This window comes from Nonomuraea aridisoli, assembly GCF_003236395.1.
Lineage (GTDB): Bacteria > Actinomycetota > Actinomycetes > Streptosporangiales > Streptosporangiaceae > Nonomuraea > Nonomuraea aridisoli.
On sequence record NZ_POUD01000098.1, the window covers coordinates 1 to 20,814 of the forward strand.

Annotated in this window: 18 protein-coding genes; 7 read left to right on the forward strand and 11 right to left on the reverse strand. The window is 73.2% G+C overall.

The features are described 5' to 3' along the window. Nucleotides 1–126: 126 nt before the first annotated feature. From zwf to C1J01_RS50030, 3 genes are all read right to left on the reverse strand, one after another. A complete protein-coding gene (gene zwf / locus C1J01_RS23105) occupies nt 127–1,497 on the reverse strand; it encodes a glucose-6-phosphate dehydrogenase (RefSeq protein ID WP_235854606.1) in 1,371 nt (456 codons plus the stop codon). Further along, a complete protein-coding gene (pgi, locus tag C1J01_RS23110) occupies nt 1,490–3,121 on the reverse strand; it encodes a glucose-6-phosphate isomerase (RefSeq protein WP_111181063.1) in 1,632 nt (543 codons plus the stop codon). Before pgi ends, zwf begins: the two co-directional genes overlap by 8 nt. Nucleotides 3,122–3,222: 101 nt before the next feature. Next, the gene (locus C1J01_RS50030; protein WP_181448918.1) at nt 3,223–3,387 is read right to left on the reverse strand and encodes a hypothetical protein; all 165 of its coding nucleotides are present in this window, start codon (nt 3,385–3,387) and stop codon (nt 3,223–3,225) included. Between the two features lie 60 nt (nt 3,388–3,447). Between C1J01_RS50030 and C1J01_RS23115 the strand changes: the two genes are divergently transcribed. From C1J01_RS23115 to C1J01_RS52330, 5 genes are all read left to right on the forward strand, one after another. Then, nucleotides 3,448–5,751 (forward strand): phosphoketolase family protein, encoded by a 2,304-nt coding sequence (locus C1J01_RS23115; RefSeq protein ID WP_111181064.1) that lies wholly within the window; start codon nt 3,448–3,450, stop codon nt 5,749–5,751. Continuing rightward, nucleotides 5,727–6,920 carry an acetate/propionate family kinase gene (locus tag C1J01_RS23120; protein WP_181448919.1) on the forward strand — a complete coding sequence of 398 codons (1,194 nt, stop codon included), beginning with the start codon at nt 5,727–5,729 and terminating at the stop codon, nt 6,918–6,920. The genes C1J01_RS23115 and C1J01_RS23120 overlap by 25 nt, the downstream gene beginning before the upstream one ends. A gap of 130 nt (nt 6,921–7,050) precedes the next feature. Continuing rightward, on the forward strand, nt 7,051–7,533 hold the full coding sequence (locus tag C1J01_RS23125; RefSeq protein WP_111181066.1) for a cation:proton antiporter regulatory subunit: 483 nt from the start codon (nt 7,051–7,053) through the stop codon (nt 7,531–7,533). Nucleotides 7,534–7,542: 9 nt separating this feature from the next. Next, a complete protein-coding gene (locus C1J01_RS23130; protein WP_111181067.1) occupies nt 7,543–8,703 on the forward strand; it encodes a cation:proton antiporter in 1,161 nt (386 codons plus the stop codon). 87 nt (nt 8,704–8,790) lie between these two features. Then, a complete protein-coding gene (locus C1J01_RS52330; RefSeq protein ID WP_111181068.1) occupies nt 8,791–10,710 on the forward strand; it encodes a hypothetical protein in 1,920 nt (639 codons plus the stop codon). Here C1J01_RS52330 and C1J01_RS23140 read toward each other — a convergent pair. After that, nucleotides 10,685–11,566, reverse strand: coding sequence for a helix-turn-helix domain-containing protein (locus C1J01_RS23140; protein ID WP_111181069.1), 882 nt, complete (start codon nt 11,564–11,566; stop codon nt 10,685–10,687). The genes C1J01_RS52330 and C1J01_RS23140 overlap by 26 nt on opposite strands. A gap of 109 nt (nt 11,567–11,675) precedes the next feature. Between C1J01_RS23140 and C1J01_RS23145 the strand changes: the two genes are divergently transcribed. Beyond that, nucleotides 11,676–12,662, forward strand: a complete 987-nt coding sequence (locus tag C1J01_RS23145) for an aldo/keto reductase (protein WP_111181086.1) — start codon at nt 11,676–11,678, stop codon at nt 12,660–12,662. On the opposite strand, the gene C1J01_RS23150 is transcribed toward C1J01_RS23145, so the two are convergent. The 3 genes from C1J01_RS23150 to C1J01_RS23160 form a co-directional block, all read right to left on the reverse strand. Then, entirely contained in the window at nt 12,649–13,668 is a 1,020-nt protein-coding gene (locus C1J01_RS23150) for a hypothetical protein (RefSeq protein ID WP_111181070.1), read from the reverse strand. The genes C1J01_RS23145 and C1J01_RS23150 overlap by 14 nt on opposite strands. Continuing rightward, a complete protein-coding gene (locus C1J01_RS23155; protein WP_111181071.1) occupies nt 13,658–14,227 on the reverse strand; it encodes a copper resistance CopC family protein in 570 nt (189 codons plus the stop codon). The genes C1J01_RS23150 and C1J01_RS23155 overlap by 11 nt, the downstream gene beginning before the upstream one ends. A gap of 77 nt (nt 14,228–14,304) precedes the next feature. Continuing rightward, nucleotides 14,305–14,862: a hypothetical protein gene (locus C1J01_RS23160; RefSeq protein ID WP_146615695.1), complete on the reverse strand. Its 558-nt coding sequence runs from the start codon at nt 14,860–14,862 to the stop codon at nt 14,305–14,307. Between the two features lie 60 nt (nt 14,863–14,922). On the opposite strand from C1J01_RS23160, the gene C1J01_RS23165 reads away from it, so the two are divergent. Then, a complete protein-coding gene (locus C1J01_RS23165; protein ID WP_111181073.1) occupies nt 14,923–15,213 on the forward strand; it encodes a hypothetical protein in 291 nt (96 codons plus the stop codon). Here the strand turns inward: C1J01_RS23165 and C1J01_RS23170 are convergent. The 4 genes from C1J01_RS23170 to C1J01_RS23185 all read right to left on the reverse strand — a co-directional run bounded on the left by C1J01_RS23170 (nt 15,203) and on the right by C1J01_RS23185 (nt 20,758). Beyond that, the gene (locus C1J01_RS23170) at nt 15,203–16,243 is read right to left on the reverse strand and encodes a fatty acid desaturase family protein (RefSeq protein ID WP_235854607.1); all 1,041 of its coding nucleotides are present in this window, start codon (nt 16,241–16,243) and stop codon (nt 15,203–15,205) included. The genes C1J01_RS23165 and C1J01_RS23170 overlap by 11 nt on opposite strands. 269 nt (nt 16,244–16,512) lie before the next feature. Continuing rightward, nucleotides 16,513–17,640, reverse strand: coding sequence for an FAD-dependent oxidoreductase (locus C1J01_RS23175; protein ID WP_111181075.1), 1,128 nt, complete (start codon nt 17,638–17,640; stop codon nt 16,513–16,515). Between the two features lie 26 nt (nt 17,641–17,666). Beyond that, the gene (locus tag C1J01_RS23180; protein WP_146615696.1) at nt 17,667–19,298 is read right to left on the reverse strand and encodes an MFS transporter; all 1,632 of its coding nucleotides are present in this window, start codon (nt 19,296–19,298) and stop codon (nt 17,667–17,669) included. Between the two features lie 59 nt (nt 19,299–19,357). Continuing rightward, the gene (locus C1J01_RS23185) at nt 19,358–20,758 is read right to left on the reverse strand and encodes an FAD-binding oxidoreductase (RefSeq protein ID WP_111181077.1); all 1,401 of its coding nucleotides are present in this window, start codon (nt 20,756–20,758) and stop codon (nt 19,358–19,360) included. Between the last annotated feature and the right edge of the window lie 56 nt (nt 20,759–20,814).

Here is a 20,814-nt window from a genome sequence, read left to right on the forward strand (position 1 = left end):
AGATTTGTATAAGAGACAGCGTTTGACGGTCGCGACGTCCTTCGACTGTTCCACCATCTCCATGATGTCCATCCCGCCATCGTCACCCGCCGAGCCCGCCCGCGTCGATGCCACCCGAGTGGACTATCAGTCGAAGGTCGTCGAGATCTCGTGCCAGCCCCCCGGCGGGATGTCCTCCGCCGGCTGCGGCCCCCAGGTCCCCTTCGCGTACGGCAGCGGCGAATCGGGCAGGTCGAGCACCGGCTGCACGATCCGCCACGACTCCTCCACCAGGTCGAACCTGGCGAACCTGCGCGGGTCGCCGCTGACGGCGTCGGCCAGGATGCGCTCGTAGGCGGCCTCCATGGGCCCGAGCACCTTGGTGAAGTCGACGCTCACCGGCACCGGCCGGGTGTGCTGCCGGCCCGGCTCCTTGGCCAGCACGTCGAACGTCACGCCCGCGTCGGGCTGCAGCCGGAACCTGATGAGGTTGGGGCTGTCGGGGGCGCCGCCGTTGTCGAACATCGCCACCGGAGGGCGGCGCAGCTCGGCGACGACCTCCAGGTCGGTGGTCGGCATCGCCTTGCCGGAGCGGATGCACCACGGCACCCCGGCCCAGCGCCAGTTGTCGATGTAGGCGCGCATCGCGACGTACGTCTCCGTCGTGGAGCCGGGACGCACGCCCTCGGTGTCGAGGTAGCCGTCGTACTGGCCGCGGACGACGTCGGCGGGCGAGATGGGCTGGACCGCGCGCAGCACCCGCCACTTCTCGTCGAGCTGGGCCCGGGCGTCCTTGGACGGCGGCGCGTCCATGGCCAGGATGGCCAGCAGCTGCAGCAGGTGGTTCTGGACGACGTCGCGGATGGTGCCGTTGGCGTCGTAGAAGCCGCCGCGTTCGGTCACGTCGAAGTCTTCGGCCAGGGTGATCTGGACGCTGCGGATGTAGGAGCGGTTCCAGATGGGCTCCAGCAGCATGTTGGCGAACCGGAACACCATGAGGTCCTCGACCGGCTCCTTGCCCAGGAAGTGGTCGACCCGGCGCAGGTGGTCCTCGTCGAAGTACTTGAGCAGCTCGGCGTTGAGGGCGCGGGCCGAGTCGAGGTCGTGCCCGAACGGCTTCTCCACCACGAGCCTGGCCTCGCGGTTGAGGCCCTCGCCCGCGAGGCCCTCGGCGACCGCGGCGAACAACGACGGCGGCACCGCGAGGTAGTGGACGAGGAAGCCCTTGCCCTCGGCCTCCTCGCGCAGCCGGGCGAAGACGGCGGGGTCGCGGTAGTCGCCGGCGACCAGCCGCAGGTTGCCCGCCAGTTTGTCGAACGCCGCGTCGTGGACCCCGCCGCAGGCCGCGCGGACGTGTTCGCGCAGCCCGTCGAGGTCGAGGTCGGTCTTGGCCACGCCGATGATCGGCACGTCCAGCCGCCCGTCGGCCGCCAGCCGGTAGAGGGCGGGCAGAACCATCTTGCGCGCGAGGTCTCCGGTGATGCCGAACAGGACCAGCGCGCCGGCCTGCTCAGACACGCCGGCCCCGCAGCTCGCGGTAGCGGCGGATGAGCTGCTCGGTCGAGGCGTCGGGGAAGGACGTCGGCGGCGCGTCGGAGGTGAGCGCGGGCGCCAGGTCGAGCGCCATCTTCTTGCCCAGCTCGACACCCCACTGGTCGAAGGAGTCGACGCCCCAGATGGTGCCCTCGACGAAGACGATGTGCTCGTAGAGGGCGACGAGCTGGCCCAGCGTGGACGGGGTCAGCTTCGGCGCGAGGATCGTGGAGGTGGGGCGGTTGCCCGGCATCACCTTGTGAGGCACGATCTCGGGCGCGGTGCCCTCGGCCGCGATCTCGTCGGCGGTCTTGCCGAACGCCAGCGCCGAGGTCTGCGCCAGCAGGTTGGCGGTCAGCTGGTCGTGCATGCCCTCGCGGTCGTCGTGGGGCTCGGCGAAGCCGATGAAGTCGGCCGGCACGAGCCTGGTGCCCTGGTGCAGGAGCTGGTAGAAGGCGTGCTGGCCGTTGGTGCCGGGCTCGCCCCAGAAGATCTCGCCGGTGGCGGTGGTGACCGGGGTGCCGTCGGCGCGGACGGACTTGCCGTTGGACTCCATCGTGAGCTGCTGCAGGTAGGCGGGGAAGCGGTGCAGCCGCTGGCTGTAGGGCAGCACGGCGCGGGTCTCGGCGCCGAAGAAGTCGGTGTACCAGACCCCGAGCAGGCCCATCAGCACCGGCATGTTGGCCTCGAACGGCGCCGTGCGGAAGTGCTCGTCGATGGTGTGGAAGCCGGCCAGCATCTCGCGGAAGCGCTCGGGCCCGATGGCGATCATCAGGGACAGACCGATGGCGCCGTCGTACGAGTAGCGGCCGCCCACCCAGTCCCAGAAGCCGAACATGTTGTCGGTGTCGATGCCGAACTCGGCGACCTTGGCCGCGTTGGTGGAGACGGCCACGAAGTGCTTGGAGACGGCGTCGTCGCCGAGGGCGTCGACCAGCCATCGGCGCGCGACGCGGGCGTTGGTGAGCGTCTCCAGCGTGGTGAAGGTCTTGGAGCTGACCACGAACAGCGTGGTCTCCGGGTCGAGGCCGGCGAGGTTGCCGGTGATGTCGGCCGGGTCGATGTTGGAGACGAACCGGGCCGTGATGCCGGCGTCGGCGTAGTCGCGCAGCGCCTCGTAGGCCATGGCGGGGCCGAGGTCGGAGCCGCCGATGCCGATGTTGACCACCGTCTCGATGGGCTTGCCGGTGGCGCCGCGCCACTCCTTGGAGCGCACCCGGTCGGCGAAGGCGCTCATCTTGTCGAGCACGGCGTGCACGTCGGCCACGACGTCCTGGCCGTCGACGACCAGCTCGGCGTCGCGCGGCAGGCGCAGCGCCACGTGGAGGACCGCGCGGTCCTCGCTGACGTTGATGTGCTCGCCGCGGAACATGGCCTCGACACGCTCGCGCAGCCCGGCCCGCTCGGCCAGGGCCACGAGCAGGTCGATGGTCTCCTGCGTGGCGCGGTGTTTGGCGTAGTCGAGGTAGAGGTCGCCGGCGGTCACCGTCATGCGGCCGGCCCGGCCCGGGTCCTCCGCGAACAACTCGCGCAGCTGCCTGCCCGCGAGCTCCTCGTGGTGTTTGCCCAGAGCCGCCCACTCCTGGCTCTGGGTGATGTCGCCGTTCACGCGTCCTCCTAGAGTCCCCTTCGACCGGCTGATTCGCCGGTCCCATCGTCCCGTAACCCCGTACCCCGGCAGGTTGATTCCGTACACGGCGGAGCCGACTTTCAGTAGGATCCGCGGCCCACCCGGTCGCCGCTCGACCCGGCGAAAACGTGCAGGTCGGCCCGGGTGACGGCCGCCTCGCGCGGCAGCCCCCGCCGCGTCCACGCCCGGTGGACGGAGGGGTCGCGGTCGTCACCCGCGTACCAGCACGAACTCCTGAACCCCATGTGCGGCACCTTATCCAGCCCGATGAGGGTTCAGCACGGTGTGTGGGGAAGCAGCAGAGGATGGAGCACATTGACGCGTACTGGCGGGCGGCCAACTACCTGTCCGTCGGGCAGATCTACCTGCTGGACAACCCGCTGCTGACCGAGCCGCTGCGGCCCGAGCACATCAAGCCGCGCCTGCTCGGTCACTGGGGGACGACCCCGGGGCTGAACTTCTGCTTCGCCCACCTCAACCGGGTGATCCGCGAGCGCGACCAGGACATGATCTACATCTGCGGCCCCGGGCACGGCGGCCCGGCCGCGGTGGCGCACGCGTGGCTGGAGGGGTCGTACTCCGAGCGTTATCCGGACGTGTCGCAGGACGCGGAGGGCATGCGGCGGCTGTTCCGCCAGTTCTCCTTCCCCGGCGGCATCCCGAGCCACGCCGCGCCGGAGACGCCGGGGTCGATCCACGAGGGCGGCGAGCTGGGGTACGCGCTCGCGCACGCGTACGGCGCGGCCTTCGACAACCCCGGCCTGGTGGTGGCCTGCATCGTGGGAGACGGGGAGGCCGAGACGGGCCCGCTGGCCGCGAGCTGGCATTCCAACAAGTTCCTCGACCGCCGCCGCGACGGCGTCGTGCTGCCCATCCTGCACCTGAACGGCTACAAGATCGCCAACCCGACCGTGCTGGCGCGCATCCCCACCGACGAGCTGATCAAGCTCATGGAGGGGTACGGCTACCGCCCCCACCTGGTGGGCCCCGACCACGCCGAGATGGCGGGCACCCTGGACACCGTGTTCGAGCAGATCGCCGCGTACAAAGGGGGCGACGCCGACCGGCTGCCGATGATCATCCTGCGCACGCCGAAGGGCTGGACGGGGCCGCGCGAGGTGGACGGCAAGCCGGTGGAGGGCACCTGGCGCTCCCACCAGGTGCCGCTGGCCAAGGTCCGCGAGAACCCCACCCACCTCGGGATGCTGGAGGAGTGGATGCGGTCGTACCGGCCGGAGGAGTTGTTCGGCTCCGACGGGCGGCCGGTGCGGGCGATCCGCGAGACGGTGCCGCCCGGCACCCGCAGGATGAGCGCCAACCCGCACGCCAACGGCGGCGAACTGCTGGAGCCGCTGCGGCTGCCCGACTTCCGCAGGACGGCGGTCGAGGTCAAGGCGCCGGCCACGCAGTCGAGCGAGCCGACGCGGGTGCTCGGCGCGTGGCTGCGCGACGTGATCGCCGCCAACCCGTCCTCGTTCCGGCTGATGGGCCCGGACGAGACCGCCTCGAACCGCCTCTCGGACGTCTTCGAGGTCACCGACCGGGCCTGGAACGCCGAGCTGCTGCCGACCGACGAGAACCTGGGCGCGGGCGGCCGGGTCATGGAGGTGCTGAGCGAGCACCTGTGCCAGGGCTGGCTGGAGGGCTACCTGCTGACCGGCCGGCACGGGCTGTTCAACTGCTACGAGGCGTTCATCCACATCGTGGACGCGATGTTCAACCAGCACGCCAAGTGGCTGGAGTCGTCGCAGAAGATCCCGTGGCGGCGGCCGGTGGCGTCGCTGACGTACCTGCTGTCGTCGCACGTGTGGCGGCAGGACCACAACGGCTTCAGCCACCAGGACCCGGGCTTCCTCGACGTGGTGCTGAACAAGAAGGCCTCGGTGGTGCGGGTCTACCTGCCGCCGGACGCCAACACGCTGCTGTCGACGGCCGACCACTGCCTGCGCTCTCGCGACTACGTCAACGTGATCGTGGCCGGCAAGCAGCCCATCCTGGACCTGTTCACGATGGAGGAGGCGATCGCGCACAACACGCGCGGCCTCGGCATCCTGCCGTGGGCCTCCACCGACGACGGCACCGAGCCGGACGTCGTGCTGGCCTGCGCCGGTGACGTGCCGACGCTGGAGACGCTGGCCGCCGCGGCGCTGCTGCGCGAGCACCTGCCGGAGCTGAAGGTCCGCGTCATCAACGTGGTCGACCTCATGCGGCTGCAGCCGGCGACCGAGCACCCGCACGGCATGTCGGACGCCGAGTTCGACACCCTGTTCACCGTCGACAAGCCGGTCATCTTCGACTTCCACGGCTATCCGTCGCTCATCCACCAGCTCACCTACCGCCGCAACGGCCACGACAACATCCACGTGCGCGGCTACAAGGAGGAGGGCACCACGACGACGCCGTTCGACATGGCGATGCTCAACGACATCGACCGCTACCACCTGGTCATGGACGTCATCGACCGCGTCCCCGGTCTCGGCTCCACGCAGGCGCACCTGCGCCAGCGGATGAGCGACGAGCGGCTGCGGGCGCGCCAGTACACCCGCGACCACGGCGAGGACCCCACGGAGATCAGAACGTGGACATGGCAGAACGCATTCTCGTCCTGAACACCGGCTCGTCCTCCATCAAGTACGAGCTCGTGGACATGCGCACCCGCGAACGTCCCGCGCACGGGCTGGTGGAGCGCATCGGCGAGGATCGGGGCAGGCTCGTCCACCACGCCGGCGACGCTCCCCCGTACGAGCGGCGCGAGCGCTTCGCCGGGCACGACGAGGGCCTGGCCGCGGTCATGGAGGCGTTCCAGGTGGCCGGGCCGAAGCTGGACCCGGTCGCGGTCGGGCACCGGGTGGTCCACGGCGGCGACCGGTTCGACCGGGCGGTGCTCGTCGACGACGCCGTGATCGCCGCCATCGAGGAGCTGGCCCCGCTCGCGCCGCTGCACAACCCGGTCAACCTGGCCGGCATCCGGGTGGCGGGCGCGGCGTTCCCCGGGGTGCCGCAGGTGGCGGTGTTCGACACGGCGTTCCAGCTGACGCTGCCGCCGGAGGCGTACACGTACGCGGTGCCGCGCGAGTGGCGCGAGCGGCTCGGTGTGCGGCGCTTCGGCTTCCACGGCACCTCCTGCGCGTACGTCTCCCGCCGGGCCGCCGACTTCCTCGGCCGCGACCTCGCCGAGCTCGACCTGATCGTGCTGCACCTGGGCAACGGCGCCAGCGCGACCGCGATCTCCGGCGGGCGCAGCGTGGACACCTCCATGGGCCTGACGCCGTTGGAGGGGCTCGTGATGGGCACCCGCTCGGGCGACGTCGACCCCGCCCTGCCCGGCTACCTCGCCCGCGTGGCCGGCCTGGACGCCGAGCACGTGGAGAACCTGCTCGGCCACCAGGGCGGGCTGCGCGCGCTGGCCGGCACCCTGGACATGCGCGAGGTGCGGGCCCGCGACGACGCCGAGGCCCGCCTGGCGCTGGCCGTCTACACGAGGCGCATCCGCAAGTACGTCGGCGCCTACTACGCCCTGCTCGGCCGGGCGGACGCGATCGTGTTCGCGGGCGGCGTGGGCGAGCACGACGCCGCCACCCGCGCCGAGTCGCTGGCGGGCCTGGAACGGCTCGGCATCGCGGTGGACCCGGCGCGCAACGAGGCGGCCTCGCGGGAGGAGCGCGCGGTGTCGCCGCCGGGGGCCGAGGTGGCGGTGCTGGTCATCCCCACGGACGAGGAATGGGAGATCGCCCGCCAGGCGCTCGACCTCATCACCCGATCCACGGAGGACAGGTGAGCATGCGCGTACGGGAAAGGCGGCACCAGCCTGGCGGAAAGTAACGGCCCGGGCGCGACAGGGTACGCCTTGGAGGGGTAACTCGTTGGTAGGGTGTCCGGAAATGTGCAGCTCTGGACAGGTGGGATAGGTGGAGGTCGAACAGACAGCACTGCCCGGGATCGGCCTGCGGCATGATTTCACCACGCGGAGAGGGCAGCGGGTGGGTGTCGTCTCCCACCGCACCGGCCGCCGCGACCTGGTGATCTACGACAAGGACGATCCCGACGCGGTCTGCCACACGGTCAAGCTCAACGACGAGGAAGCCGACGCGCTGGCCGAGTTGCTCGGCGCGCCCCGCATCGTGCAGCGGCTCAACCAGCTCCACCAGCAGGTGGCGGGCCTGGTGAGCGTGCAGCTGCCGATCCCGGCGGGCTCCCCGTACGTCGGCCGCCCCATGGGCGACGCCCGGGTGCGGACGCGGACGAGCGCCTCGATCGTGGCCGTGGTCCGCGCCGGGCAGGTCTTCGCCAGCCCCGGCCCGGAGTTCGTGTTCGACGCCGGTGACGTGGTGGTGGTCGTCGGCAGCGAGGACAGCACCGCCGAGGTCGCCGGCATCCTGGCAGAAGGGTAGGGCCGCGGGTTGCACCATACCGCGGTCATTTTTCTGGAGTTCGGTGCTGTCGTCCTCGGCTTGGGCGTGCTCGGCGCGTTCGCGTTGCGGGTCGGCATCTCCCCCATCCCGCTCTACCTGATCGCCGGGCTGGCGTTCGGCACGGGCGGCGTGCTGCCGCTCGCGACCAGCGAGGAGTTCATCTCGGTCGGCGCCGAGCTGGGCGTGGTCCTGCTGTTGCTGACGCTCGGCCTGGAGTACAACGCCGACGAGCTCGTGACGAGCCTCACCGGCAACGCCCGCGCGGGCATCGTCGACCTGGTGCTCAACGCGGCGCCGGGCGCGATCATCGCCTTACTGCTGGGCTGGGGCCCGGTGGCGGCCGTCGCGATGGCGGGCGTCACGTACGCGACCTCGTCGGGCATCACCGCCAAGGTGCTGTCCGACCTCGGCTGGATCGGTAACCGAGAGACGCCGACGGTGCTGTCGCTGCTGGTCTTCGAGGACCTCACGATGGCGATCTACCTGCCGGTGCTGACGACCATGCTGGCCGGGCTGAGCCTGGTGAGCGGGGCCATCTCGGTGGGCATCGCGCTCGCGACGGTGAGCGTCGTGCTCGTCCTGGCGCTGAAGTTCGGGCGCTTCATCGAGGCGTTCGTGCGCAGCCCCAACTCCGAGGTGCTGCTGCTCAAGGTCGTCGGGCTGGCCCTGCTGGTGGCGGGCCTGGCCCAGCAGCTGCAGGTGTCGGCGGCCGTGGGCGCGTTCCTGGTGGGGATCGCGCTGTCGGGTCAGCTCGCCGAGGACGCGCGGGCGCTGCTGGCGCCGCTGCGCGACCTGTTCGCGGCGGTCTTCTTCGTGTTCTTCGGCCTGCAGACCGACCCGGCGAAGATCCTGCCGGTGGCCGGGCTGGCGGCGCTGCTGGCCCTGGTCAGCATGATCACGAAGCTGCTGACCGGCGCGTACGCGGCCAAACGGGCGGGCATCGCCAAGGCCGGCCGCGCCCGCGCGGGCATCGCGCTGATCCCACGCGGCGAGTTCAACATCGTCATCGCCGGTCTGGCGGTGGGCGCGGGCGTCCACCCCGACCTGGGGGCGCTGGCGGCGGCGTACGTGCTGATCCTGGCGGCGTTCGGGCCGCTGGCGGCCAAGCTCGTGCAGCCGTTCATCACGGCCATCGCGAAACGGGCCTGATCGGGCGCGCGGGCCGGGTACCGGCCCGCGCGCGACTTCATGCGGCAGAGCGTGCGCGGTCGGCGGGATCGCCGGGAGAATGGCGGTGTGCTCGCCGCCGAACTCACCCCCGCCGAACTCACCCCCGCAGAGCAGGCCGTGGCCGACGCCGTCCCCGGCGGGCGGCAGGCGGACCTGCGGGCGGGGAATCCCGCCGACGACGCCCCCGCCCGCGCGGACGCCTGGGGCCCCGAGCGGCTCGTACGCGCGGACGTGCTGGCCGGGCTGCTGCTCGCCGAGTACGCCGGCCCGGCCGACAAGCCCGCGCTGCGCCTGGCCGGGGCCCGGATCACCGGGCGGCTCCGCCTGGGCTTCGCCGAGGTGGCCTTCCCGGTCACGTTCGAGGACTGCGCCTTCGACGAGCCGCCCGACCTGTACCAGGCCCGCACCCGCTTCCTCAGCTTCGCCGGCTCGCGGCTGCCCGGCCTGGTGGCCTCCAACCTCCAGGTCGAGGGCAACCTGCGGCTGAACGCCTGCCACGTCACCGGCGAGGTGCGCCTGCACGGCGCGCGGATCACCGGCAACCTCACGCTCAGCGGGGCCCGCCTCGACCACCCCGGCGGGGTCGCGGTCAACGGCGAGCAGCTCGACGTCGGCGGCGACCTGCGCGCCGAGGACGGCTTCGCCTGCCACGGCGAGATCGTCCTCACGGCGGCCAGGATCGCCTCCGCGGTGCGCCTCGACGGCGCGCGCCTGCGGGCGCCGGGCGGGCTGGCGTTCGGCGCGTCCAACCTCGACGTCCAGGTGGGGCTGTTCGCCCGGCGGATGGAGGTCGACGGCGAGGTCCGGCTGCGCCACGCCCGCGTCGGCGGCCCGCTCACGCTGCGCGGCTCCCGGCTGCGCAACCCCGGCGGGCTGGCGGTGCGCGGCGGCGGGCTGAACGCCGAGGGCGGCCTGTTCCTGTCGCTGGTCGAGGCCGAGGGCATGGTGCGGCTGGAGGCGGCGAAGATCGGCCGCACGCTCGGCCTCGACGGCGCGCGGCTGCGCCACCCCGGCGGCGTGGCGCTGGCGGGCGACGGCCTGGCCGTGGACGGCTCGCTGCTGGCCCGCGAGGGCATGACGGCCGAGGGCGAGATCAGCCTGTGCGACGCCTCCGTCGCCGCCTCCGCCCATTTCGAGGGCGCCCGGCTGGTCAACCCGGGCGGCGCGGCGCTGTCGGCCAACGGCATCACGGTCGGCAAGATGCTCAAGCTCTGCGAGGGCTTCTCCGCGCGCGGCCGGATCCGGCTGACCAACGCCCAGATCGGCAGCCGCCTGTGCTTCGACGACGCCACCCTGGAGACGCCGGGCGGCGAGGCGCTCAAGTGCTGGCGGCTGGAGACGCGCGAGCTGGCGCTGCGCACCGCCGAACCGGTCGTCGGCACGGTCGACCTGCGCTACGCCCGCATCGGGGTGCTGCGCGACAGCCCCGCCGTGTGGCCGGGCGAGCTGTGCATGGACGGGCTGGCGTACGAGGTGCTCAAACCCGTGCTGCCGGCCGCCGAGCGGCTCAGGTGGTTGCGCCGCGACCCGGACGGCTACCTGCCGAACGCCTACGAGCAGCTGGCCGGCATGTACCGGCGGCTGGGCAGTGACGCCGACGCCCGCGAGACGCTGCTGGCCAGCCAGCGGCGGCGCCGCGCCACCCTGCCGTGGTACGCCCGCTTCTGGGGCCACCTGCAGGACGTCACCGTCGGCTACGGCTTCCGCCCCCCGCGGGCGGCGGCGTGGCTGGCGGTGCTGCTGGCCGCGGGCACGGTGGTGTTCACGCGGGTCCAGCCGCTGCCGCTGAAGGCCGGGGAGGCGCCGCACTTCAACGCGTTCGTCTACACGCTCGACCTGCTGCTGCCGATCATCGACTTCGGGCAGGAGCGGGCCTACAACCCGGGCGGCGCGACGCAGTGGCTGGCGTACGGGCTGATCGCGGCCGGGTGGGTGCTCGCCACCACGATCGCCGCCGGTCTCACCCGTTCGCTGCGGCGGGCGTGAGGTCGTTCACCGCGCGCAGGGTGCCGGGGCGGCGGCCGGTGAGGTGGTCGAGCGCGGCCGCGGTGGCGGCGTCGGCGGGCACGTACGCGACGATGCGCTGCTCGCCGTCGGACAGGTGGAGCGGCTCCCTGGCCAGCCGCAGCTCGCCGGTCTCGGGGTGGGCCAGCCGTTCCACGGGCGCGGCCGGCGGGGGCGCGGCCGGGGCGGCCATCCGGGAGGTGAACGCCTCACCGGCCGCGAACGACAGCTCGGCGGTCAGCTCGGCCACGTAGGCGTCGCCGGGGGCGTTGTCGAGCTTGAGCGCGGCGGCCTGCTCGTCGGCGACCCGGTCCCAGTCGGGGTAGGCGATCCTGGCGCGGGAGTCGGCGAAGACGTACCGGATGAGGTTGGGCTCGTCGCCGTCGAGCAGCCCGACGGGGCCGAACACGCGGCGGAAGGCCGCGGTGTGGGCGAGCACGTCGCCGATCCGGTTGAGCAGCACGGCGGGCGCGGGGTCGAGGCCGTCGAGCAGCGCCAGCACGGTCCGGCGCACCTCGCGGGACGGCGCCCGCGCCGAGCCCGGGCACAACGCGTGCCCGCCGCCCGACACCTTGGACAGCAGACGCAGGTGGACGCGCTCCTCCGGGGTCATCCGCAGGGCCTCGGCGAGGGTCGCGAGCACCTGCGCGGACGGGTTGCGGTCGCGCCCCTGCTCCAGCCTGGTCAGATACTCCACGCTGACCCCGGCCAGGGTGGCCAGCTCCGCCCTGCGCAGCCCCGGCGTGCGCCGCCGCGGGCTGTCGGGCAGGCCGACGTCCGCCGGTCTGACGGACTCGCGGCGGGCGCGCAGATAGGCGCCGAGCTCGTTGTCGGTCACGCGCCGAGTGTACGGGGCCGTCACGCGCTCATCGTGGCCCCGCGGGGGCCAGTATGGGCGCGGTCTCCCTCCTGCGGCGGCCGGGCGGCAGGTTGGAGTCATGACGACCATGCGTTACCGGCTGCTCGGGCCCACCGGCTTGCGCGTCTCGGAGCTGTTCCTCGGCGCGATGACGTACCAGGAGTCCTCCCCGGAGGTCCGGAGCGTCTTCGACCTGTACGCCGAGGCCGGCGGGAACGTGGTGGACACGGCCTCCATGTACGGCGGGAGCGAGGACGTCGTCGGCGAGCTGCTCCAAGGTCGCCGCGACCGTTTCGTGCTGGCCACGAAGTACACCGGCAGCCGCGACCGCACCGACCTGAACGCGGCCGGCAACCACCGCAAGAACCTCACCCTGTCGCTGGAGCGGAGCCTGCGCCGGCTGCGCACCGACTACATCGACCTGTACTGGGTGCACGTCTGGGACCGGCACACGCCGGTCGAGGAGACGATGCGGGCGATGGACGACGCGGTCCGCGCCGGAAAGGTGCTGTACGCCGGGATCTCGGACGCGCCGGCGTGGCTGGTCAGCCGGGCGAACACGCTGGCGGAGTGGCGTGGGTGGACGCCGTTCGCCGGGTTGCAGGTGCCGTACAACCTGCTGCGGCGGGACGTGGAGCGTGAGTTGCTGCCGATGGCGCGGGCGTTCGGGATGAGCGTGGCGGCGTGGGGCGTGCTGGCGCGCGGCGTGTTGTCCGGCAGGTACGCCGCGGCGGGAGCGGCGGCGTCACGGGTGTCGCCCGACTCGATCAGCGAACGCGACCGGGCCGGCGTGCGGGTCGTGATGGACGTGGCCGGCGAGCTCGGGGTCACGCCGTCGCAGGTCGCCATCGCCTGGGCGCTGCGGCGCGGCGTGCACCCGATCCTCGGCACGAGCAGCGCCGAGCAGCTCAAGGACAACCTGGGCGCCACGGAGGTCGAGCTGCCCGCGGAGGCGATGCGCCGGCTGGAGTCGGCGGTGCCCTTCGAGCTGGGCTTCCCCGGCGACTTCATCGCCGAGGCCGACAGCAGCCCCGCCCTCTACGGCGACGCCCTCCCCCGCCTCACCGGCCGCTGACCTCGGGGCGCAGGGTCGTGGCGGTCTGCCAGAGGGCGGGCAGGCAGGTGAGGACGCGGGCGCCGCGGCGGTGACGGTCGTCGGAGGTTTCCGCGCCGAGGTCGGCGAGGAGCTCGCGCAGGCCCTTCTCGTGGCGGGCGGGCCGGCCGGCGGCGGCGAGTTCGGTCAGGCAGCGGGCGTAGGTGGCCGTCAGCCAGAAGACGGCCTCGCGGTGCAGGCCCCGGGCCATGAGCTCGCGGGTGCCGTCGATCGCGATCGGCCGGGCCAGGGCGGTGAGGTCGGAGTCGAACCGGTACGACGGCGCCCGCACCGACGCCGCCTCGTCGAACGCCTCCTCCAGCGCCGCGAGGTGCCGTTCCACCCGGGCGGCGCCGAGGCCGGCGCAGCCGAGCAGGTCGAGCAGGCTCTCGTGGACGTCCAGGCGGCCGTGCTCGGCGAGCAGGTCGCGCACGGCGGCGTACCGGCCGCGGACCGTGGGGTTGCGCAGCCCGGCCACGAGCAGCACGTGGGTGGTCACGCCCGTCCCGAACAACCACGAGGTGACCTGGGCGGGCAGCGGCGCGGAGTCGTCCATGCCGTTGATCCAGCCGCGTACCCGGTCCATGGCCTGGGTGCAGCGGGCGAGCACCCACGGCCGTTCGGCGAAGTCGCGGGAGACCGCCCGGTGCAGCTCGGTCAGCCGCCCGGTCGGGTCGGCCAGCACGCCCGGCAGGTGGAAGGTGCCGGCCAGGTGGTAGTCGCTCAGCACGTCGTGCGCCGAGCGTGGCATGGGCGCGACGGAGACGTCCAGCAGGACCCCCTCGTAGCGGAGCTTGCCGATGGAGGGGGCGGTGGCGGCCGGGTCGACGATCACCAGGACGTCCACGTCGGACGTCGCGGGATGGCGGGCGTCCGGCCGGGCCCACAGCGCGGACCCGGCCAGCACCGCCCCCTGGAACCCGGGCAGCGCCGCGCCCTCGGCGAGCACCCACCGCCGCGCGACCCGCCTGGCCCGCTCAACCAGCATCCGGCTCCCCCGGCTTGCGGCGCGAACTCCTGAGCAGCACGAACGCCCCCAGCACGAGGAGCACCGCGAGGCCGCCCCAGATCCACCCGGGCACCCCCGCCGCGGCGCTCTCGCGGGCCGCCGGCGTGCCGCCCGCGTCCGTGGGAGGAGCGGCCTCGGCGGCCGGTGTGGCCCGCGGCGAAGGGGCGCCCTTCACCCGGAACGGGATCTCCCCCTCGATGGGGTGCCCGTCGGACGAGACGACCCGCCAGCCGATCACGTACGCGCCGGGCGCGAGCGGCCGCGGAACGCCGGCGAACACCTTCGGCCCCTCCAGCCGCGGCTCGCCGAGCGGGACCTGCTTCCCGGCGGCGTCGTGCAGCACGACGAACGGGAACTTGACGCTCGCGCTGTATTCGAGCTCGATCTCCTCCAGGGAGGAGACCTGCGCGTCCTTGGCGGGCGAGCTGCGCTTGAGCGCGTCGTGAGCCGATGCCGGCGCTGCCGGACAGGTCAGGACGGCGGCGCAGACGAGCGCGGCCAGCCCTCCCCCGAGCAGCCGGCGTGACGACAATGCCATGATCTCTCCAGAACGATCTGCCGGACGTGAAAGGAACCCACGCGCCCGAGCCCGCCCGCGCACCGGCGGGACGGGCGTCAGGCGACCTGGACGGGCGGGCCTCGGCGGGAGATCGCGGCGGAGACGGTCCTGCCCGCGAGCACGCGCGCGTCGCAGGGGACGATCGGAACGGGGACCGGGCGGGCGGCGACGGCCGGGAGCGCGGTGAAGAGGCGGATGGCCGGGCGTGGCGCGCCGTACAGGCGGATCATCAGCCACAGCGCGCTCTCGCCGCGGTGCAGCCACCACGCCGTCAGCGCCGCCAGCGTGAGGTGGACCAGCGCCATCCCGGGCGCCGGATGCCCGTGGCCGGATGCGGTGACGTCGCCGGGCGCGAGCCGGTCGAAGAGCTGGTGCAGCGCCGTCTGCGTGACCACGGTGGCCGCGAGCACGGCGGCCGGGCCGCGTTCGCGCCCGTTGATCGCGTACGCCAGGGCGAGCACCGCGAGCACCGCCGCCAGGCAGGCGCCGAGCGGGACGCGGCCCCCTCCGGCGAGCGCGTGACCGGCTGCCGACACCGCGCCGCAGGCCGTCGCGAACACGACGGCCCTGGACAGGCGCAGCACCGCTGACGCCGCGGATGGCGCGCAGGACACAGTCGCCATCCTTCCACACACTTCAGGATTAGACGGCTGATGCGCGGGCAGCGGACTCGGATGGACACCGCCTTGGGCGCCGCCCAGGACCTGGAACAGCGGGTCCGCAAGGAGCTGACGGACGCGGGTTTCACGGTCGACGCCGGCCCGGCCGCCGCGGACGGCGGCCTCGCGGTCTGGCACGACCCCGCACGGGGGGTGGTCGTCGCCTGGGACGTGGCCGCCGGGCAACTGATGAGGTACGGCACCGTCCGGGCCGCGGTGCGTCTGGCCCTGCGCGCCGTCCTCGTCGCGGCGGGCCATCAGGTCGAGGAGGACCGCGACGGCCTGGAGCTGATCGTCACCTCCTGACCTGACGTAGCGGCCGGCCGACCTCGTGCAGGTGGCGCAGCGCCTGTCCCCACGATTCCAGCAGGCCGCACTCGGCGTAGGCGACGCCGAGCGAGGCGCAGTAGGACCGGACGATCGGGCGGGCGCGGCGCAGGTTCGCGGACGGCATGCTCGGGAACAGGTGGTGCTCGATCTGGTAGTTCAGGCCGCCCAGCGCGATGTCCATGAGCCGGCCGCCGCGCACGTTCCTGGAGGTGAGCACCTGGCGGCGCAGGAAGTCCAGCTCGTCCTCGGCGGTGAGCACCGGCATGCCCTTGTGGTTGGGGGCGAACGTGCACCCCAGGTAGACGCCGTAGCAGGCCTGGTGCACGGCCAGGAACAGCAGCGCCTTCGTCGGCGGCAGGACGGCGAAGACCGCCCCCAGGTACGCCAGCACGTGCGCCGACAGCAGCAGCCCCTCGGTCGTCCGGCCCTTGAGTGAGGGCCGGCGCAGCGCCCGGAAGCTCGCCACCTTGAGGTTCAGCCCTTCGAGGGTGAGCAGCGGGAAGAACAGCCACGCCTGCCAGGGGCCGATGACGCGGGCGACGCCGCGGCTGGCCTCGGCCTGCTTCTGCGACCACAGCAGCACGTCGGGCGAGACGTCGGGGTCGTGGTCCTCGTGGTTGGGGTTGGCGTGGTGGCGGGTGTGCTTGTCCATCCACCAGCCGTAGCTGAGCCCGACGGTCAGGTTGCCGGCGACGAGCCCGGCGATCCGGCTGGTGCGCCGCGACCGGGAGATCTGCCCGTGCGCCAGGTCGTGGGCCAGCAGCGTCACCTGCCCGAACGCCACCGCGAGCAGCGCCGCGACGGGCAGCTGCCACCAGGAGTCGCCGATCGCGGCGAAGACCGCCCACGTTCCGGCGAAGAGGGCGGCCACCAGGCCGATCCGGACGGCGTAGTAGCCGGGCCGCCGTTCCAGCAGCCCGGCCTGGGCGATGCGGCGCGACAGCCCCGCGTAGTCGCTTCCCCGTCGCGCCGCCGCCGGGGCGGGGGACGTATCTGCCACAGTCACGTTGTCTCCGATGCCGAGGGTTCAGTGATCGCTCCTCAGCATCGCGAGCGGCGGGCGCCGGCGGACCCCCGCTGTCACCCGTCCTCACGGTAGGGAGTGCCCTACCTTCTGGTACGCAGGGAGTGCCCTACCTTCTGGTACGCAGGGAGTGCCCTACCTTGTGGCGCCCCCGCCGCCTGGGGCTGGGCCGGACTCAGCGTGGGGCACCGGACGACCTCACCAGGTGGGGAATGGCGAGCGGCGGGGGCGCGGCTCGGGGACGGCCCGCCTCAGGCGGGCTGCAGGACCGGCACCTCGCTCTCACCGAAGATGTGCAGGTCCGCGCGGAAGGCCGCGAGGTACGCCGCCCGGTCGTGGAACGTGGCGGCGAGCGCGTCGCCGTAGTCGATGAGCTGCCGGTGGGCGTCGCGGCGGGGCTCGTAGCGGGCGTGCAGCAGCCGGTCGAGCAGCACGGGGTCGCCGGCGGCGTCGCCGATGGCGTCGGCCAGGATCTCGGCGTCGCGCAGCGTGTAGCTCATGCCCATGCCGGTCATCGGGTGGCAGGCGAACGCGGCCGAGCCGAGCAGGGCGGCGTTGCCGCGGTGGTAGGCCCCCACCCGCAGCGACGAGACCTTGATCCGCTGCCAGTGCGCCGGCTGGAGCGTGTCGAAGGCGTCGGAGCTGTCGGTGACGAACTTCTTGAGCTGGTCCAGCAGGACGGGGATGCCGTCCTCGAAGATGGCCCGGTCGTCCTCCGGCGGCAGGCCGACGAACACGCGGGCCTCGTCGCGGTTGAGCGGGTACAGGTAGGCGAGCCAGCCCTCGGAGCTGAAGTAGAGCCGGTTGAGCCGGGCGACGCCGGCCGTGAGCGGCACGGTGGCGACGCGCATGATGAGCCGCTCGTACGGCGTCATGACCTGATCGACGCCGAGGGCCTCGCGCACGGCGGACCGGGCGCCGTCGGCGCCGACCACGACGCCGGGCCGCAGCCGCCGCCCGTCGGTGAGGGTCAGCTCCTCGACCTGGTCGCCGTCGGTGGCGATGCCGGCGACGCTGGCGTCGAACCAGAACTCGACGCCCTCCATCGCGCACGAGGCGTAGATGAGCTCGACGAGGTCACGGTAGGGGCGGATGAGGTAGCCGCCGTCGGGGAAGCGGCACTCCTGGATGGGGTCGCCGTCGTGGTAGTAGCGGATGGTGTCGCGCCGCAGGCCGTGGCGTCCGGCGAGGTCAGCCAGGCCGTGCCGGGCCAGCACGCGCAGCCCCGGGGGTTTGAGGAAGTCGGCGCCCGCGCTGGGGACCGAAGGCCCCTGCTCGATGACGACGACGCGCCTGCCGCGGCGGCTGAGGAGTAAGGCCAGGAAGCAGCCTCCGAGCCCGGCGCCGACGACGGCTACGTCGCACGATGTGGTTGCCATGACGAGAGCCCTTCTGAATGGTTCAACTAGTTCGTGTGCCCGCGGGTCCCGGCGAGAGGCCCGGGTTCGGCCGCGCGCGGTCGCGGTACGCGGTCCGTCCGGGGTTCGACGGCCGTACGCGGGTCCGGCGCCGTACGGGGGTCGGTGACCGGGGTGCGCGTTTCGGCCGGCAGGAGCGCGTCGGCCTCGGCCGCCACGGTGGCGAGCGTCATGCGCAGTTCGAGCAGCAGGCGGCGGGGCACCTTGACCATCACGTCGTCGGGGTCCGGCCGCGTCTTCGTGATCTTGGTCAGGGCCAGCGCGCCGATGAGCACGGAGATCGCCACGCACAGCGCGATCGCTCCGGCCAGGCCGGCGAAGGGGCCGGTCATGAAGAACGGGTGGTCGATCACCACCGACACGACCGCGACGCCCACGGCGCCGCCGACCATGCGCGCCATGGTGGCCGCGCCGACGGCGGAGGCGTACTGGTGGGGGCGGGCGGCCAGGGTGGTGGCGACGGAGGTGCCGGGCGCGAGCGCCCCGACCCCCATGCCGACCACGACGCTGGCGATCAGGCCCCACACCGTCGGCCCGGTCTGCACCAGCACGAGCACGCACGCTCCGCCGCACAGCAGCGAGCCGGCGTAGATCAGCCCGTACGGGCCGACCCGCTTGATCAGGCGCCCGGCGAGCACGCTGGTGACGACGACGGCCACCGAGGTGGGGGTCAGCCACATGGCGACCTCCAGCATCGGGTAGCCGAGGTGCAGCAGGTAGAGCGGCTGCACGGTCAGCAGCCCGTACGACAGGGCGCCGAAGCCCCAGGTGGCCAGCCAGCCCCAGACGAACCTGGGCCGCCGCCACAGGGCCAGGTCGATCGCGGGCAGCCGGTGGTGCCTGGCCTGCGCGAACGCGCCGCCGAGCAGGGCCAGCGCCGCGACGGCCAGCCAGAGCACGTCCATGCCCCAGTCCATCGCCTTGGAGATGGCCAGGACGATGACCGCGATGCCGGCGGCCAGCAGCCAGGCGCCGAGCACGTCCGGCCGGCCCTTGGCCTGGGTGCGCCGGCCCGGCGGGAGCGCGGCGCAGGCGACGAGCAGCGCGACGCCGATGACGACGTCGGGGATGAACAGCGCCCGCCAGCCGACGGTGGCGGCGAGCCAGCCGCCGCCCGCCTGCATGAGCAGGCAGCCGAGGCCGGAGGCGGAGCTCCACAGCGCGATCGCGCCGCGGCGCTGCGACTCCGGCAGCTCGCCGAGCAGCAGCCCGAGGCTGGCCGGGATCATGGCCGCGGCGCCGGCGCCCTGGACGGCCCGTGCGGCGAGCACGAACGACCAGGATTCGACGGTGACCGTGGCGATCCCGCCCAGCACGAAGACCACGAGCCCGACCGCCAGCACCCGGCGGCGGCCGAACAGGTCGGCCCAGCGGCCCGCCGTGGCCAGCAGGGCCGCGATGGGGATGAACGCCGCGCTGGTCAGCCAGACGAGGTCACCGAGCGGCATGCCGGCGCCGGCGGGCGTGTAGCGCAGCACGCCGACGGCCAGGGTGGTGGCCGTGGTGTCGGCCATCACCGTCAGCATGACGCCCGCGCCGACCAGGCGCAGCATCACTCCGTGACGCCGGTTGAGGCCGGCCGTTCCCGCCGCGCCGGCGGCCGCTGGTGACGAACGCACGTGGGTCCTCCTTGGAAAGTGGCCTCCGCCGGGCGGCGGAGCGGGGGCGAGTGGTCGGGTCAGGCGCCGTAACGGCCGGGCGAGATCAGGCCGTCGGGGTCGAGCGCCGTCTTGATCCGGTGCAGCATGCCGAGGCCGGCGGTGCTGGTCTCGGACCAGACGGCGGCGGCGGCGTGGTCGATGTCGGAGCGGTAGATGGCGCAGCCGTGGCCGCGCAGCAGGGCGCTGCCATCGCTGCGGAGCTGGTGCGCGCGGTGGGCGCCGTACGGCGTGCCGCGGTCGAAGAAGATCTGGATGACGCCGTTGGCCAGGTGCCTGCCGACGAGGTTCCACTCGACCATGAGGGCGGTGGTGTGGGCGTCGACGGCGGTCTGGAGCGCGGCGATGATCTGGTCGGTCTTGGCGGCGTCCATGGGCATCAGCGGCAGCAGCGCCAGGAAGCCCATCGCGCCCTCGTCGATCTGGTCGCAGGAGGTCACGCCCAGCGCGTGGTGCACGCCGAGGCAGGTCGGCACGCCCTGCGCCATGAGCGCCCGGGGGTACATCGGGTCGTCCGGGCCGACCTCGGCCGCGTCGACCACGCGCAGCGCCTCGGCGCCCTCGACGCCGACCAGCGACTTGCGCAGCAGTTCCTCGGCGAGCTCCACGGTGGCGTCGCTGCCGAGCAGGGTGCCGAGGACGGTGAACAGGCTCGGGTCGACGCCGGCCGGCAGCGTCCAGTCGCCGTGGGCGGGGGCGAGCGACAGCTCGCGGATGCGCATCAGGCCGTCGGCGGGGTTGCCGCCGCGCAGGAAGCCGGTGACGGCGCCGAGCGCGGCGCCGGCCTGCCCGCGGGGCAGGCGGCCGTGCACGAGGCCGACGGTCTGCGGGCGGGGCACCAGCGAGACGGCCATGGCGGTGACGACGCCCAGGTTGTGCTGGACGAACGCCTGCGTCAGGTCGGGCCCGGCGACCCGGCCGTGGTAGCGGCCCGCGGAGTCGAGCCCGCCGGTGGTGACCACGCTGCCGTCGGCCAGCACGGCCTCCAGCCCGGCCACGTCGTGGACGCGGGAGCGTACGCAGCCGTCGCCGCGGTCGAGCGCGTTGCCGATGACCGACGTGTCGGCGCACGAGGCGGTGACGTTCAGCATCCACGGGGTGTCGCGCAGCACGGCGGCGAGCTGGGCCTGGGTGACGCCCGGCTCGATGACGGCGTAGCCGGCCTCCAGGTCGAGGCTGCGGATGCGGTTCATGCCGCCGAGGTCCACGACCACGTTGTCGTCGGTCACCGGCATGGCCGAGCCCATGCCCCAGTTCCTGCCGGTGCTGACCGGGTACAGGCGGCGCTTGGCCGCCGCGGCCTGGCGGACGAGGGCGCGGACCTCGTCCAGGGTATGCGGTGTCTCTATGCCCGCCACGGAGCGCGGCTGGTGACCCCCGACGTCACGCGACCTCAGCTCCACTCGCGACAGTCCCTGCATGATTCTCCTCAAAGGGTGCGGTCTCGCTTTTTCCGGCTCCCGTTCCGGAGCCGCCG